A 14818-nucleotide genomic window follows, 5' to 3' on the forward strand; every position below is an offset into this window, starting at 1 on the left:
CGACCCGCCGCGCCCGGCCACGCCGCGCTTGCGATCGCCGCTGGGCTCCACGGCGGCGACCCGCCGCGCCCGGCCACGCCGCGCTTGCGATCGCCGCTGGGCTCCACGGCGGCGACCCGCCGCGCCCGGCCACCCCGCGCTTGCGATCGCCGCTGGGCTCCACGGCGGCGACCCGCCGCGCCCGGCCACGCCGCGCTTGCGATCGCCGCTGGAGCCAACCAAGCATTTGATTTGTTGCGCGCGCTATGCTGACGCGACAAGGGTGCCTGTGGCACTCGTCACCTGGTTGACCGGCATGAAGGGGCCGGTCAGCTCTGATCGATTCAAAGGCGAAATGGGGTCAGGACCATCGTGAAGACAAAAGGCGCACTGATCTGGGAGTTCAACCAGCCCTGGTCTATCGAGGAAATCGAGATCGGCGACCCGCAAGCGCATGAGGTCAAGATCCAGATGGAAGCGGCGGGCATGTGCCACTCCGACCATCACCTGGTCACCGGGGGTATCCCGATGGCCGGTTTCCCAGTGCTGGGGGGCCACGAGGGCGCGGGTGTCGTGACGGAGGTCGGTCCGGGCGTTGAAGACATCGAGCCCGGCGACCACGTGGTGCTGTCATTCATCCCATCGTGTGGGCAATGTCCGACCTGTCAGGCGGGCATGCGCAACCTCTGCGACCTGGGCGCCGGCCTGCTGGGCGGCGCCGCGGTATCCGACGGCACCTTCCGCATCCAGGCCCGCGGCCAGAACGTCTACCCGATGACGCTGCTGGGCACGTTCTCCCCCTACATGGTCGTGCACCGCAGCTCGGTGGTGAAGATCGACCCGTCCGTCCCGTTCGAGGTCGCCGCGCTGGTCGGCTGCGGCGTCACCACCGGCTATGGTTCGTCGGTCCGCACCGCGGACATCCGCCCGGGGCAAGACGTTGCCATCGTCGGCGTCGGCGGCGTCGGCATGGCCGCACTGCAGGGAGCCGTCAACGCCGGCGCCCGCTACATCTTCGCGATCGACCCGGTCGAGTGGAAGCGCGACCAGGCGCTGAAGTTCGGCGCCACCCATGTCTACCCCGACGTCATGGCCGCGATGGCGGGCATGGCCGAGGTCACCTACGGCCTGATGGCCCACAAGGTCGTCGTCACGGTCGGTGAGCTGCAAGGCGCCGACATCGACAACTACCTGAACATCACCCAGAAGGGCGGCACCTGCGTGCTGACCGCGATCGGTAGCCTGCTGGACACCAATGTCAATCTGAACCTGGCGATGCTGACCCTGATGCAGAAGAACCTGCAGGGCACCATCTTTGGGGGCGGCAACCCGCAGTACGACATCCCGCAGCTGCTGTCGATGTATAAGGCCGGCAAGCTGAACCTAGACGACATGATCACTCGCCAGTACAAGCTGGAGCAGATCAACGACGGCTACCAGGACATGCTGGACGGCAAGAACATTCGCGGCGTCATCCGGTTCACCGACGCCGACCGGTAAACACCCATCAGCCGCGTCCGCTCAGTGACCGGCTTCGGCCACCTCATGGCGCCGGGACGAATCGGCGCCATGAGCGTGCGCAACCGCCTGGTCATGTCTCCGATGGAGACGATGTACGGCACGCCGGACGGGCTGCCCTCCGAGCGCACCCGCGACTACTTCGCGGCACGCGCCCGCGGTGGGGTCGGGCTGATCACGTTGGGCGCCACCGGGGTTGACCACCACCACCCGGAGACTCCCGGTGGCTTGCATTTGGCCACCGATGACGCCGTTGCCGCGCACCGGGCCCTCGTGGAGGCGGTGCACGAGCACGGCGCGAAGATCCAGCCCCAGATCGTGCACGCCGGACCCGACGGCCTGGGGCCGGAGCTGTTCGGTGTCGACTCATTGGGACCCTCGGTGATTCCGTCCTACCTCACCGGACGCCCGTGCGCCGAGATCAGCACGCGGCAGCTGACCGAGGTTTTCGATCTGTTCAAGGCCGCGGCCCGCCGTGCGGTCGAGGCGGGCTACGACGGCATCGAGCTGCACGCCGCGCACGGCTATATGCTGCTGGGCTCCTTCCTTGCCCCGCAACGCAATCGGCGCACCGACGCCTATCGAGGCGACTCGGCGCACGGCCGGGCGCGGGCGGTGCTCCAGGCGCTGGCCGCGATTCGCTCCGAGATCGGCGATGCCCTGCCCATCACGTTGCGCATTTCCGGGTATGAACGTGTCGCCGGCGGCCGGGCTATCTACGAAACCGCCCGACTGGCACCCGAACTCGTCGCCGCCGGCGTCGACGCGTTCCACGTCAGCGGCGGTGTGATCGACCGGCTGGTCACCGGCATGGTCAACGCCGCCGATGAGGGCGACGAACTCAACGTCGGCGCCGCTGCCGCCGTCAAGCAGGTGGTCGACGTTCCGGTGATCGCCGTCGGCCGCATCCACGACCCTTTCCGCGCCGAACGGATCCTGGCCGATGGCCGTGCGGACTTCATCGCCATGGGGCGCCCGCTGCTGGCCGATCCGGACCTGCCCCGCAAGATTTCGTCCGGCCAGGCCCACCGGGTCCGCAAGTGCATCTCATGCGAGAACTGTATCGACGCAATGGAACAGCGCTTCTCCGTCGACTGTGCGGTCAATCCGCGCACCGGCAAGGAACGACAGCTGTCCGCGCCCCGCGCCGACCGGGCCAAACGGGTGGTGGTGGTCGGCGGCGGACCAGCCGGGCTGGAGGCCGCGCGCGTGGCTGCCGAACGCGGCCACCACGTCACACTCTTCGAGCGCAGCGCACAGCTGGGCGGGGCGTTGCGCTGGGCCTCGGTGCTGCACCCGGAAAACCAGGCGTTTCTGCGATATCTCTGCGACGAGCTCAGGGTCAGCTCCACCGAGGTCCGCCTGGGCCGCCCGGCTTCGGTGCACGACGTCGTCGCGGCCGCCCCGGACGCGGTCGTGGTGGCCACCGGCGGCCGCGTCGTCGTGCCCCCGATTCCCGGCGCCGAGGCCGCGCACGTGCACACCGGCTCCGGTCTGCGTGAATTGCTCTGTGGCCGTGTGCAATCCGGTGCTCCGCCCTGGCAGCGCGTCGGTGCTGTGGCGTTGTCCGGCTGGCGGCAACTTCTGCTGCGACCCGCCACCATTCGGTTCGCCAGCCGGGCCTGGATGCCGCTGGGACGCCGCGTCGTGATCGTCGGCGGTGATCTGGTCGCACTGGAGTTGGCCGAATTCCTTGCCAGCCGGGGCAGGTTGGTGGCCATACTCGAAGCCGGCAAGGACATCGCTCCCGAAGTGGGCAACAAGCGCAAGACCGAACACATGGACCGTCTCGACCGGCTGGGCGTCACCGTGCACGTCCGCGCAGCCACCGAACGCATCACCTCCGATGCAGTGGAATTCACCCCTGCCGGAGGTGCCACCCGACAGTTGGCCGCCGACAACGTCGTGCTGGCCGGCACGGTCGAGCCCGACACCGCACTGTTCGATGCCGTCGTCGACGCCCTGCCCGGCGCCGAGGTGCATGCCGCCGGCGACTGCACCGGACTTGGCCTGATCCGCAAAGCCACCGAGGACGGCGCGCGCGCCGCGTGCGCTATTTAGTGACAGGAGAAGAGAAATGACCGAAACCGAAGAGGCTGAGGCGTCCCCGGCCCTCGCCGCGTCGCAGTCGTCGTGGCGGTGCGTTCAGGCCCACGACCGGGAAGGCTGGCTGGCACTGATGTCCGACGACGTCGTCATCGAAGATCCCATTGGCAAGTCCGTCACCAACCCGGACGGCAAGGGAATCCGCGGCAAGGAGGCGGTCGGCACGTTCTTCGACACCAACATCGCCGCCAACCAGCTCTCCATCACATGCGAGGAGACCTTCCCGTCGAGTTCGCCCGACGAGATCGCCCACATCCTGGTGCTCAACAGCAAGTTCGACGGCGGCTTCACCAGCTCGGTGCGTGGCGTGTTCACCTATAAAGTCGATGAGTCGGGGCTGATCACCAACATGCGCGGCTACTGGAATCTCGACATGATGCAGTTCGGCAAAGAGGGCTGAGCCGACCAGCGCAGCACGCACGCCCCGGCAATGCGGCGGCCGCCCCCGACCACAAATTTGCCGCACCTATGCTGGGGCCCATGGCGTCGATCTTCACCAAGATCATCAACCGTGAACTTCCCGGCCGCTTCGTCTACGAGGACGACGATGTCGTCGCGTTCCTGACGATTGAGCCGATGACCCAGGGGCACACGCTCGTCGTGCCGCGCGCCGAGATCGACAACTGGCAAGACGTCGACGGACCGGCCTTCGCCCGGGTCATGTCCGTGAGCCAGTTGATCGGCAAGGCGGTGTGCAAGGCCTTCAGGACGGAGCGGTCCGGCTTGATCATCGCCGGGCTAGAGGTGCCGCATCTGCACGTGCACGTCTTCCCGACCCGCAGCCTGAGCGACTTCGGCTTCGCCCACGTCGACCGCAACCCGTCGGCGCAATCGCTGGACGAGGCCCAAGCCCGGATCAAGGCGGCACTGGCTCAGTTGGCGTGAGCCGGCTCGTGCGACGGCACGTCACTGATGCGGGGCAGCGTTACCCGGAAGCTGCAGCCTTCCCCGGGCCCGGTGGTCACGCTGACCACACCGCCGTGCGCGCGCACCAACGACTCGACGATGGATAGCCCCAGACCGGTGCCGCCGCTGGACCGGGCCCGCGACGAATCGGTCCGATAGAACCGCTCGAAGACGCGCGATGCATCCTCCTCGTTCATGCCGGGGCCCCGGTCCGCCACTTCGAGCACCGCGTTGTCGCCATCGGTGCCCACCCGCACGGTGACGTCGGCGCTTTCCGGGGTGTGTTGCAAGGCGTTGGCGACAAGGTTGCTCAGCACCTGGCGGATCCGTGCTTCATCACCGAGCACCTCCGGGGTGCCGGGACCGTCGAGGACCTCCATGGTGATGGTTCGCCCGGGGTCCATCGCCTGCCCATCGTGCACGGCATCGCTGGCCAGCGCCAGCAGATCCACCCGATTGCGTTCGAGAGGCCGTTGCACATCGAGGCGGGCCAACAGCAGCAAGTCGTCGACCAGCAGGCCCATTCGGGAGGCCTCGCTTTCGATTCGCGACAACAGCATCGCAACGTCGCGGGCGGCCCCCTGGCGGTACAACTCGGCGAAGCCGCGGATGGTGGTCAGCGGGGTGCGCAGTTCGTGGCTGGCGTCGGTGATGAACCGTCGCATCCGGTCCTCGGATCCACGGGCCTTCTCCGCCGAAGACTCCGAGGACGCCAGCGCTTGCTGAATCTGCGCGAGCATCCCGTTGAGCGCTTGGGATAGCCGGCCCACCTCGGTCCGCGGATCTCGTTCTGGCACACGGCGATCCAACTGGCCCGAAGCGATCGCAGCGGCCGTCTGCTCGACCTCGACCAGCGGCCGCAGGCTGCGCTGCACCACCGCGAAGCTGGCGATTCCGACAACGGCCAGCACCGCGACTCCGATACCTATCTGCAACCAGACCAGCGAGGTGAGCGTGTGCTGCACGTCGGACAGGTCAATCGCAACCGTCGTGAGCCCGTGCGGACCGTGCACCGAGACGGCCCGCCACTGAATGTCCGAGCCGTTGACCGACGGCAGCGTCGTCGGGTTAGGGCCAACGTCGTTGTCCGGCGGTAGCGCCGGTTCGGCGTTGCGGTCGTTGATCGCGGTGAACGGGGTGCCGTCGGTGCTGACGCCGCGCACATAAAACTTCGACGGCGGCCGCCCCGGATCGGGACCGTTGAATGCCGGTGGCGATTGCCGCCGCGGGGCCTGCGCCCAGCCGCGGGACGCGTCGAGCAGTGTGGAGTCGATGCGGCCGACCAGGCTGTGCCGCAGGATGGACGTCACCGCGATGCCGGAAACGGCGAGGCCACAGGCGACCAGTGCCAGGGTGGCGGCGACGAGCCCTATCCGGAGGGGCAATCCACGTCGGGGCTTGGTGACCATCTAATTACTTCTTCACTACCGCTGCTCACCGCGGGCCGGCTCACCGCGGCTCCCGCAATACATAACCCACCCCGCGCAGGGTATGCAGCAGCCGCTTTTCGCCGGTATCGATCTTGCGACGCAGATACGACACGTAGGACTCGACGACATTGACGTCACCTCCGAAGTCATAGCGCCACACGTGGTCGAGGATCTTCGGTTTGCTCAACACCGTGCCGGCATTGATCACAAAGTAACGCAGCAGCGTGAATTCGGTCGGCGACAGCGATACCGGCTGACCGGCCTTCCAGACCTCGTGGGTTTCCTCATCGAGTTCGATGTCGGCGAAACTGAGGCGCGCGCTGCGCGGTTCGGCCCCGGCCTTGCCGGCGCGACGAAGAATGACCCGCAACCGGGCCACCACCTCTTCGAGACTGAAAGGCTTCGTCACGTAATCGTCGCCGCCCAGCGTCAGGCCGGCGATCTTGTCCTGCAGGGAATCCCGGGCGGTCAAAAACAATGCGGGGGCGTCGATTCCGTCGGCGCGTAAACGCCGCAGCACCCCGAACCCGTCCATGCCCGGCATCATCACGTCGAGGATCACCGCGTCGGGACGCGCCTCGCGCGCCCGATCCAGGGCCTGGGCGCCGTTGGTTGCCGTATAGACCTCGAATCCCTGAAATTTCAGACTCACCGAGAGCAACTCGACGATGTTGGCCTCATCGTCGACCACGAGGACGCGTGCCTCCGATTTGGTGTGACTGGGGGTCGCCGATGTCATCAGATGCCCATGCCCTTACTTGAACGTTTGCTATGTGACCGTTGTGCGCTTCCTGAAAGCTCAGTGCCAACGAACTGATAGTAGTCTGCCAGAAATCATCGTATTGCCTTGGGACGTAAAGCCCTGCCCGGTCGGGCCTCGCGAATAGACTCTTGGAATGAACCTCACCAGAAGCATCGTGTCGGCTGCGACCGCGCCCGCCCGGGTGGGACTGGCCGCCGCGGACGCGGGTTTGAACGTCGCGAGCGCGGCCGTCGGCGTGGCCAAGCGGGCTGTGGGTGAGAGCGGGACCGCCGGCACCAGCGCGATGACGTCCATGCTGGGGATTGACGACGCGATTGTCCGGGCCAATCGACTGGCCAGGCTGCTCGACGACGACGCCCCGCTGGGCCGGGCCGTGGCCCCGGACGGCCCGATCGATCGCTTGCTGCGCCCGGGCGGGGTGGTCGACATGCTGACGTCGGAGGGCGGCCTGCTCGACCGCCTGACCGCCGACGGTGGCGCGCTGCAGCGCACGCTGCAGCCCGGCGGGCTGGCCGATCAACTGGTCGCCGAAGACGGTCTGATCGAGCGGCTGCTGGCCGAGGACGGCCTGGCCGACCGGCTGCTCAGCGAGGGCGGGCTCATCGACAAGCTGACGGCCAAAAATGGGCCGCTGGATCAACTCGCCGACGTCGCCGACACCCTGGCTCGACTGACGCCCGGGATGGAGGCGCTCGAGCCCGCGATCGCCACCCTGCAAGAAGCCGTTATCGCGCTCACCATGGTGGTCAACCCGCTGAGCAACATTGCCGATCGGATTCCGCTGCCGGGCCGGCGGCGTCCCTCGTCGCGGACGGTCCGCTCGACAGGCGTGATCGACAGCAATGGGTGACGCATTAGGCTGGGTCCGGTTTTACCCCGCCTCCTTAGCTCAGTGGTAGAGCACTCGCCTTGTAAGCGAGCGGTCGTCAGTTCAATCCTGACAGGGGGCTCCGCGCCTTTGGTATGGCCTCGGGTGGCTTCAGGTCCGCGTTTGGCCGCGCTACTCGTCGAACCCCTGCGCGAGTTGGTTTGAGCTACAGTTCCCCTAAGTCGTAAGCCTTCTTGACTTCCGCCGCATGCGCCACCTGCTGCGCACTGTAGCCGATGAGCAGCGCTACCCCACAGACCAGCAAGGCCACCCCGGCCAGCCACTGCAGGCCATAGGTGTAGCCGTGGTCCAGTGCATGCAACTGGGCGGCGTTCATGGACTTCACTGGCCCGGTGGTGCCGCCGAGTTGCATTGTGCGCCAGGTGATGACGCCCTGGATAACCGCCAGCACCATCGGCCCGCCGAGACGGGACAGCATGAGCGAGATTGCCGATATAGGCCCAATCTGGTCCAAACCGACGCTGGCGATCAGCGAAAGCGCGAGCGGCACGTTCATCACGCCGATTCCGATACCGGAGATGACGAGGGGCAGCACCAGATTCGGGAAGTACGGTACGCCCCGGTGAAGCATCGAGGCGTACAGCACCGCGCCCAGCACGACTAAGCCGCCGATGATCACCACCACCCGCGGCGGCAACGACATCACCAACCGCGACGAGACGCCCGCCCCGACGCCCACCGCGACGGCGAACGGGATGAACGCCACGCCCGCGCGCAGCGTGCTGTAGCCGAGGATGTCCTGCACGTACACGCCGATCAGCAGCGTCAGGGTGAACATAACCCCACCGGCCAGAAACATGGCCGCGAACATAGCCAACCGGTTGCGGTCGAGGAACAAGCCAAACGGCACGACCGGGTTCTCTGCCCTGCGCTCCACCACCACGAACGCCACGAAAGCGCCCAGCGCCACCACACCCGATCCGATCGGGACGGGCGACAGCCAGCCTTGCTCCGGACCCATCGAGAACCCGAGCACTGCGGCGGTAAAGACCAACGTCGCTAACCCGGCCCCTGCCGCGTCGAGCTTTGTCCGCTCCTTCTCCGTTTCCCGCAGCGCCGTGCAGGCCAGATAAAGCACCAGCAGCCCGATCGGCACGTTCACCAAAAACACCAGCCGCCACGACACCTCGGTGAGCAAGCCGCCCACCACCAGACCCAGAACGGAGCTGAGACCGCCGACCGCGCCCAACACCGCCATCGCAGCGTTGCGCAACGGGCCTTTCGCGAAAGTGGTTGCCACCAGCGCCATACCGGTTGGCGCGATGATCGCGGCGGACACGCCCTGCAGTAGCCGCGCTAAAACGAGGATGCCCCCGTTCCAGGCGATTCCGCAGATCGCCGAGACGATCGTGAACAGCGCGACGCCGACGATGAAGGCGCGCTTGCGCCCGATGGTGTCACCGAGGCGGCCGCCCAGCAGCACCAGCCCACCGAAGGTCAGCACGTACCCGGTGATCACCCAGCTTCGCCCGGCATCAGACAGGCCCAGCTCATTCTGAATCCTGGGTAGGGCGACGACCGCGATCATGCCGTCCATCGTGGCCATCAGCTGCATGCCGCCGATCGCGATAACCGCGGCGACGAACCACCGAGGTGGCAGCCTGGTCGCGAAGTCTCTGGTGGTACGGCCTGGCGTGGTCGGTTTGACGGGCATCGGGCTCGCTCCGCGCGTTGTGTCGTCCAGTGATGTAGTGCCCCTCTCGCCGTGAGAGTCGGCATTGCGGCAACCCTACGGAATTTCAGCGGTCGTTAACCGCAAAACTGACCACATAAACATGATGGGTCACTGGCTAGCGCAACGAAACGCCCCTTATTTGAACGCTCGCACCGACGTTCAAGACGGTTGGGGAGTGAACCCAGCTCGCAGAGCCCGCATTGCTGCCGGACGGTCGGTGGCGCCGAGCAGATCGTGGTCTTCGAGCTCCTCCGGCGCACTCACCCCGCCGGCGCGCGGCCGAAATCCTCTTACCGCTTTTCCGCGGGGTCTGCGTTGACTGGCCCGGAGCTCGGAGAAACTCGGCGAACATGGCAAAGACAGGAGTTCGATCGTGACACAGCAGGCTTGGGAACCGGCCGGGCCGCTTCCGCTTGGCATCGCCGAGCTCACGCAGTAGTGGTGGTAGCGGCACAGCAGCTCGCTGTGCTCAGGGCTCGCGCCCGGAGCTGGTGTGTCTTTCGCGCCGACGTTCTACCGACCCTCCTGATGGAGGCGGGGCGACGGTGCACACGCTGAAGAAGTCGTCGCACGCCGAGTCGAACCGCGTTCTTTGCAATCGAATGGCTTACTCAACCGGGGTGAACTCCAGGTGCAATTCCTTGAGGCGCCTGAACAAGAAGGTGCGGTCCCATTCGAGCCGACGATGGCCTGACGGACCGTGCTCTGCCTCTGACAGCCGAATGTCGGCCATCCGATCAAGGATTCGTTCCAAACTCACCCGCACTTCGGCGCGTGCAATCGGGGCGCCCGGACAAGTGTGGACACCGCGGCCGAATGCGATGTGTTGCAATATATTTGGGCGTTCAAGGCGGAATTCGCTGGGTTGGTCGAACCGTTGTGGATCGCGGTTTGCCGCACCATTCATTACAAGTACGCTGGTACCGGCCTGCACATCAACGTTCCCTATTTTGGTGGTGCGCCGAGCCATGCGGAAGTTTGATTTGATCGGACTTTCGAAGCGCAGCATTTCCTCGATGAAGGCGGGGATCTTTGAGCGGTCCTCGCGCAGCTGCTCTTGCAAGTCCGGGCGCTCCGCCAGCATTAGCATCGCGAGACTCAGCAGATCGATCGTGGTGCCATGGCCGGCGGCGAACATGAACGTGGCAACGCGGGCGACGTCAATCGCGGCGGGTGTCGTTCCGTCGGGAAACTTTGCCAGCGCAAGCTCGGTGAGCACATCCCCGCGCGGCGTGCGCCGCCGATCCTCGATGTAGTCGACGAACCACTCCTCTTTTACGCCGACGAAGCCGCTGCGTTCACCTTCGATCCGGCTGGCGGTGGCAGCGCGCCGGAATCTCTCATGGTCGGCCTCGGGCACCCCCAGCAGATTGGTGATTGCGACCAGCGTGAACGGAAAGTTGTAGTCGATGACGATCTCGCACTTACCCTCCGCGACGAAGCGGTCGAGTTGCTCGTCCGCCAAACGCCACAGGAAATCCTCGTTCTTCTTTAGCTGCTTCGGCGTAAATAATCTGTTCAACAGCGAGCGGTGCGCGGTGTGTCTCGGAGGATCAAACGTTATGAAGTAGTCGCCGAACGTAACCCTGTGGCGGTGTTGTTCAATCAGATCCGAAATGTCGTCACTGTCGGTTACCCTCGGGATCCCCGACCATGGTCCGCTGACTATGTTGCATACCGAGAAGTTCTGTTCGGCGTCGCGTTGCACGGCGACAGCCTCGTCATACCCCGACACCATCACCACGCCATGCGCTGGCTCACGCTGTACTGGGCAACGACGAATCGCGTCGTAATAGCGGTACGGGTCATCGACCACCGACTTGTCAGTGAAGAAATCGAGGTTCTCGAGTCCGTTCAATCCGCCTCCATCGGCTGGCAATAGACAATAGGAATGTTAAGCGCCTCGGCACCGAAATAGCCGCCGAATCCACAAGCGAAGAGGCGTAACCCGAGTCGGGCTAGACCATCGGCCAGCCTGGTCACCGACCGTCGCGGCGGCGCACCACTTCGCGGGCCGTACATCGATGATCGCCTCGCGCCGGCTCAGCTCGCTCACGGCGCCGCAGATCTTCAGCGTGCCAGGGATACTGCAGCGAGAGAATCTCTAAGGCGTATTAGATCGCGAATGTTCGGAAGTGCTTCTACCCACCGGATATGGCCGAGCTACCAGCCGGCAGATTGCCAGAACCGTGGTGGGGAAGCGCAACCGGCACAATCCGGCGCGGCATCGGATCGGAGAACTCTCGAATCTAATTAGGAACTTTGACGAAACGCCGGACCGTCTCGTTGGCAGCAGTTAAAGTCGCATTTCTAGTCACTCGGGTCTGCGGGCGGGCGGGACGACGCAGAGCGGGGGAGCGACTTGTCACTTCGGGGTGGAGTAGACGGATGCAACTCGACAGCCGAGCGCTTCCGCTCACGCGTGGACAGTTAGACATTTGGCTTGCGCAGGAAACTGGCCGCTTTGCTGCGCGGTGGCAAATGGGCGAGCTTGTGCGAATCGAGGGCAGAGTAGACCCTGGTTTGCTTCAGAGCGCGATCGTTCAAGTGGTGCGCGAGGCCGAACCGCTTCGAGCTTCTTTTTTCGAAGTGGACGGGCAGGTTTTTCAGAAGGCGGTCGATTACCCGGATGTTGAGCTTGCTTGCTACGACCTAACGGGCGCGCAGGATCCGATCCAGGACGCCTACCGGCTGATGTCCTCGATTCAGTGCACGCTGATGCCGCTTACCGGGCCGCTGTTCAAATTTGCGTTGTTGCAGACGCGGGAAGATCAATTCTTTTGGTTCGTGTGCTGGCATCATATAGTGGCGGACGGGGTCGGCCTCGCTCTTATTTGTCATCGGATAGCAGATGTCTATTCTGCAATGGCTTCGGGGGCGTCGATTCCGCCTGCTTTTTTTGGGCCACTGAATGATCTGATTGCATGCGAGTTAGAATACAATAAGTCCACCGATTACCTCGATGATCAGGCTTATTGGACGAGGAACCTGCCGCCGGCAAGCGAACCGAGCTATAGGTTGACGCGCGCTGCGAATGAGCGTGATCCCTATGAGTCTTCTGTACCAGTTGAGTTGGACCCTGTCGCCGTCGCGGGGATGCAGGAGTTGTCGCGGGCGTTCGGACTGCGTCGCTCGTCGGTGATTACTGCGGCGTGCGCGCTGCTGGTGCATGGGTTCGACGCCGAGAGTTCAGACGTGGTGCTCGAATTTGCGGTAAGCAGGCGTGTGCGTCCGGAAATACAGATGGTTCCAGGCATGGTTTCCGGGGATGTCCCACTGGTGTTGAAAGCATCGCCGGGGACTGCAGTTGCTGACTTTTGCGAACATGTCGACACGCGACTGCGGGAAGCGCTACAGCATCAGCGGTTCCCAGTGCGCCTTATTGAGAATGAGGTGCGTCTCCGCGGCTCCGGGCGAGCGCCGAATCGGGTAGTTGTTAATTACATTCCGACTACACATCTGTTGGATTTTGCTGGCGCTCCGGCATCGGGGACCCTGACACACACAAATCTCGTCGATCAAGTTGGATTGTTCTTTTATAGAGACGATGATCGGGTTTTTCTCAGCACCGCTGGCGCTGGGCAATTATTTTCGGATTGTGATATCCGCGACTTAGTCAAGCGGTTGGATCGGGTGCTGGCGACGATGACCACCGACCCGACCCGGCCGCTGTCGTCGATCGATGTGCTTGATGAGTCTGAGCGTGCCCGTCTGGATGGGTTCGGTAATCGGGCGGTGTTGAGCAAGCCGGTGACCGCGCCGGTGTCGATTCCGGCGTTGTTCTCCGCGCGGGTGACCGAGACACCGGATGCGGTGGCGGTGACCTACGAGGGCCGCTCAATGACCTACCGCGAGCTGGATCTGGCCTCTAATCGGTTGGCGCACTTGCTGACCGGCCAGGGCGTGGGCCCGGGACGGTGTGTGGCGCTGCTGGTGGAGCGTTCGGACGCGGCGGTCACGGCGATTGTGGCGGTGCTCAAGACCGGGGCGGCGTATCTACCGATCGACCCGGCGGTGCCGGTGAATCGGATCGGATTCGTGCTCAAGGACGCCGCACCGACGGCCGTTCTTACGAGCACCGGTCTGGCCAGCCGGCTCGACGGCACCGATCTGCCCGTCATCGATCTCAACGAACCCCGCATTGAGACTCAGCTCAGCACCGCGTTGCCAGCGCCGAACCCGGATGACATCGCCTACCTGATTTACACCTCCGGCACCAGCGGCGTCCCCAAAGGTGTCGCCATCACTCACCACAACGTGACCCAGCTGCTGGGGTCGTTAGATGCTGGCTTGCCGGCCGCCGGGGTTTGGCCGCTGTGTCACTCGTTGGCCTTCGACGTGTCGGTGTGGGAGATCTTTGGTGCGCTGCTGCGGGGCGGGCGGCTGGTGGTGGTGCCCGAAGAGGTCACGGGCTCACCGGAAGACTTCCGCGAGGTGCTGGTCGCCGGACAGGTCAGCGTGCTGACCCAGACGCCGTCGGCCGTGGCGATGCTTTCGGGTGAGGGCTTGGAGTCGGCGACATTGGTGATGGCGGGTGAAGCCTGCCCATCCGAAGTGGTGGATCGGTGGGCGCCGGGGCGCGTGATGGTCAATGCCTATGGCCCGACTGAGACCACGATGTGCGTGGCGACCAGTGCGCCGTTGACGGCGGGGTCGGGGGCCCCGCCGATCGGGTCGCCGGTGGCGGGGGCGGCGTTGTTTGTGCTGGATGGGTGGTTGCGTGCGGTGCCGGTGGGGGTGGTCGGTGAGTTGTATGTGGCCGGCGCCACCGTGGGTTGCGGGTATTGGCGCCGGGCGGGGTTGACCGGGTCGCGGTTTGTGGCGTGTCCGTTCGGGGGCCCGGGGACCCGGATGTATCGGACCGGGGATCTGGTGTGTTGGCGCGCCGATGGGCAGTTGGCGTATCTGGGGCGCGCGGATGAGCAGGTCAAGATCCGCGGGTATCGCATCGAGCTCGGTGAAGTCCAGGCCGCCCTGGCGAGTGTGGCTGGGGTGGAGCAGGCGGTGGTGATCGCCCGCGAGGACCAGCCCGGCGATAAGCGGTTGGTCGGCTATATCACCGGCACCGCCGACCCTGCCGCGGCGCGCGCGATCCTGGGCGAGCGGCTGCCGTCGTATATGGTTCCGGCCGCGGTGGTGGTCATTGATGTGCTGCCGTTGACCCCCAACGGCAAACTCGACACCCGCGCGCTACCGGCACCGGAGTCCCAGGATGTTGATGGTTACCGGGCGCCGGGTAATGCGGTTGAAGAGATTGTGGCCGGGATTTATGCCGAGGTGTTGGGGCTAAAGCGGGTCGGGGTGGATGACTCGTTCTTTGATTTGGGTGGGGATTCGCTGTTGGCGATGCGGGTGGTCGCGGCGATCAATACCAGCATGGACGCCGATCTTGCGGTACCCACGGTGTTCGATGCGCCCACGGTGGCCCAGTTGGTGGGCCGGATCGGTGTGGGTTCGCGCCGGCGTGAGCCATTAGTGGCGGTGCAGCGCCCGGCGGTGGTGCCGTTGTCGTTTGCTCAGCAGCGGTTGTGGTTTGTTGACCAGTTGCAGGG

General features: G+C 65.1%; 8 protein-coding genes, 1 tRNA gene and 2 pseudogenes. 7 read left to right on the plus strand and 4 right to left on the minus strand.

The features are described 5' to 3' along the window. Window positions 1-351: 351 nt before the first annotated feature. From A5686_RS20185 to A5686_RS20200, 4 genes are all read left to right on the plus strand, one after another. Window positions 352-1479 (plus strand): NDMA-dependent alcohol dehydrogenase, encoded by a 1128-nt coding sequence (locus tag A5686_RS20185; RefSeq protein ID WP_067937962.1) that lies wholly within the window; start codon window positions 352-354, stop codon window positions 1477-1479. A gap of 45 nt (window positions 1480-1524) precedes the next feature. Beyond that, the gene (locus tag A5686_RS20190; protein ID WP_255405046.1) at window positions 1525-3558 is read left to right on the plus strand and encodes an FAD-dependent oxidoreductase; all 2034 of its coding nucleotides are present in this window, start codon (window positions 1525-1527) and stop codon (window positions 3556-3558) included. Window positions 3559-3574: 16 nt separating this feature from the next. Then, window positions 3575-4003, plus strand: a complete 429-nt coding sequence (locus A5686_RS20195; protein WP_067937966.1) for a ketosteroid isomerase family protein — start codon at window positions 3575-3577, stop codon at window positions 4001-4003. Between the two features lie 80 nt (window positions 4004-4083). Beyond that, entirely contained in the window at window positions 4084-4488 is a 405-nt protein-coding gene (locus tag A5686_RS20200) for an HIT family protein (protein WP_067937969.1), read from the plus strand. Here A5686_RS20200 and A5686_RS20205 read toward each other — a convergent pair. Continuing rightward, window positions 4460-5918: pseudogene (locus tag A5686_RS20205) on the minus strand (sensor histidine kinase). The gene A5686_RS20200 and the pseudogene A5686_RS20205 sit on opposite strands and share 29 nt — an antisense overlap. A 40-nt stretch (window positions 5919-5958) precedes the next feature. After that, the gene (locus tag A5686_RS20210; protein ID WP_067937973.1) at window positions 5959-6678 is read right to left on the minus strand and encodes a response regulator transcription factor; all 720 of its coding nucleotides are present in this window, start codon (window positions 6676-6678) and stop codon (window positions 5959-5961) included. A gap of 157 nt (window positions 6679-6835) precedes the next feature. On the opposite strand from A5686_RS20210, the gene A5686_RS20215 reads away from it, so the two are divergent. Beyond that, the gene (locus tag A5686_RS20215; RefSeq protein ID WP_067937976.1) at window positions 6836-7552 is read left to right on the plus strand and encodes a hypothetical protein; all 717 of its coding nucleotides are present in this window, start codon (window positions 6836-6838) and stop codon (window positions 7550-7552) included. A 28-nt stretch (window positions 7553-7580) separates the two neighbouring features. Then, a tRNA-Thr gene (locus tag A5686_RS20220) sits at window positions 7581-7652 on the plus strand. Between the two features lie 84 nt (window positions 7653-7736). Here the strand turns inward: A5686_RS20220 and A5686_RS20225 are convergent. Then, window positions 7737-9310, minus strand: a pseudogene (locus A5686_RS20225) (MFS transporter). A gap of 563 nt (window positions 9311-9873) precedes the next feature. Next, window positions 9874-11124, minus strand: a complete 1251-nt coding sequence (locus A5686_RS20230) for a cytochrome P450 (protein WP_067937981.1) — start codon at window positions 11122-11124, stop codon at window positions 9874-9876. 530 nt (window positions 11125-11654) lie between these two features. Between A5686_RS20230 and A5686_RS20235 the strand changes: the two genes are divergently transcribed. Then, a partial coding sequence (locus tag A5686_RS20235) for a non-ribosomal peptide synthetase (RefSeq protein WP_156750155.1) occupies window positions 11655-14818 on the plus strand: 3164 nt, incomplete at its 3' end.

The sequence above is a fragment of the Mycobacterium sp. E2479 genome, from assembly GCF_001667925.1.
Classification (GTDB): Bacteria; Actinomycetota; Actinomycetes; order Mycobacteriales; family Mycobacteriaceae; genus Mycobacterium.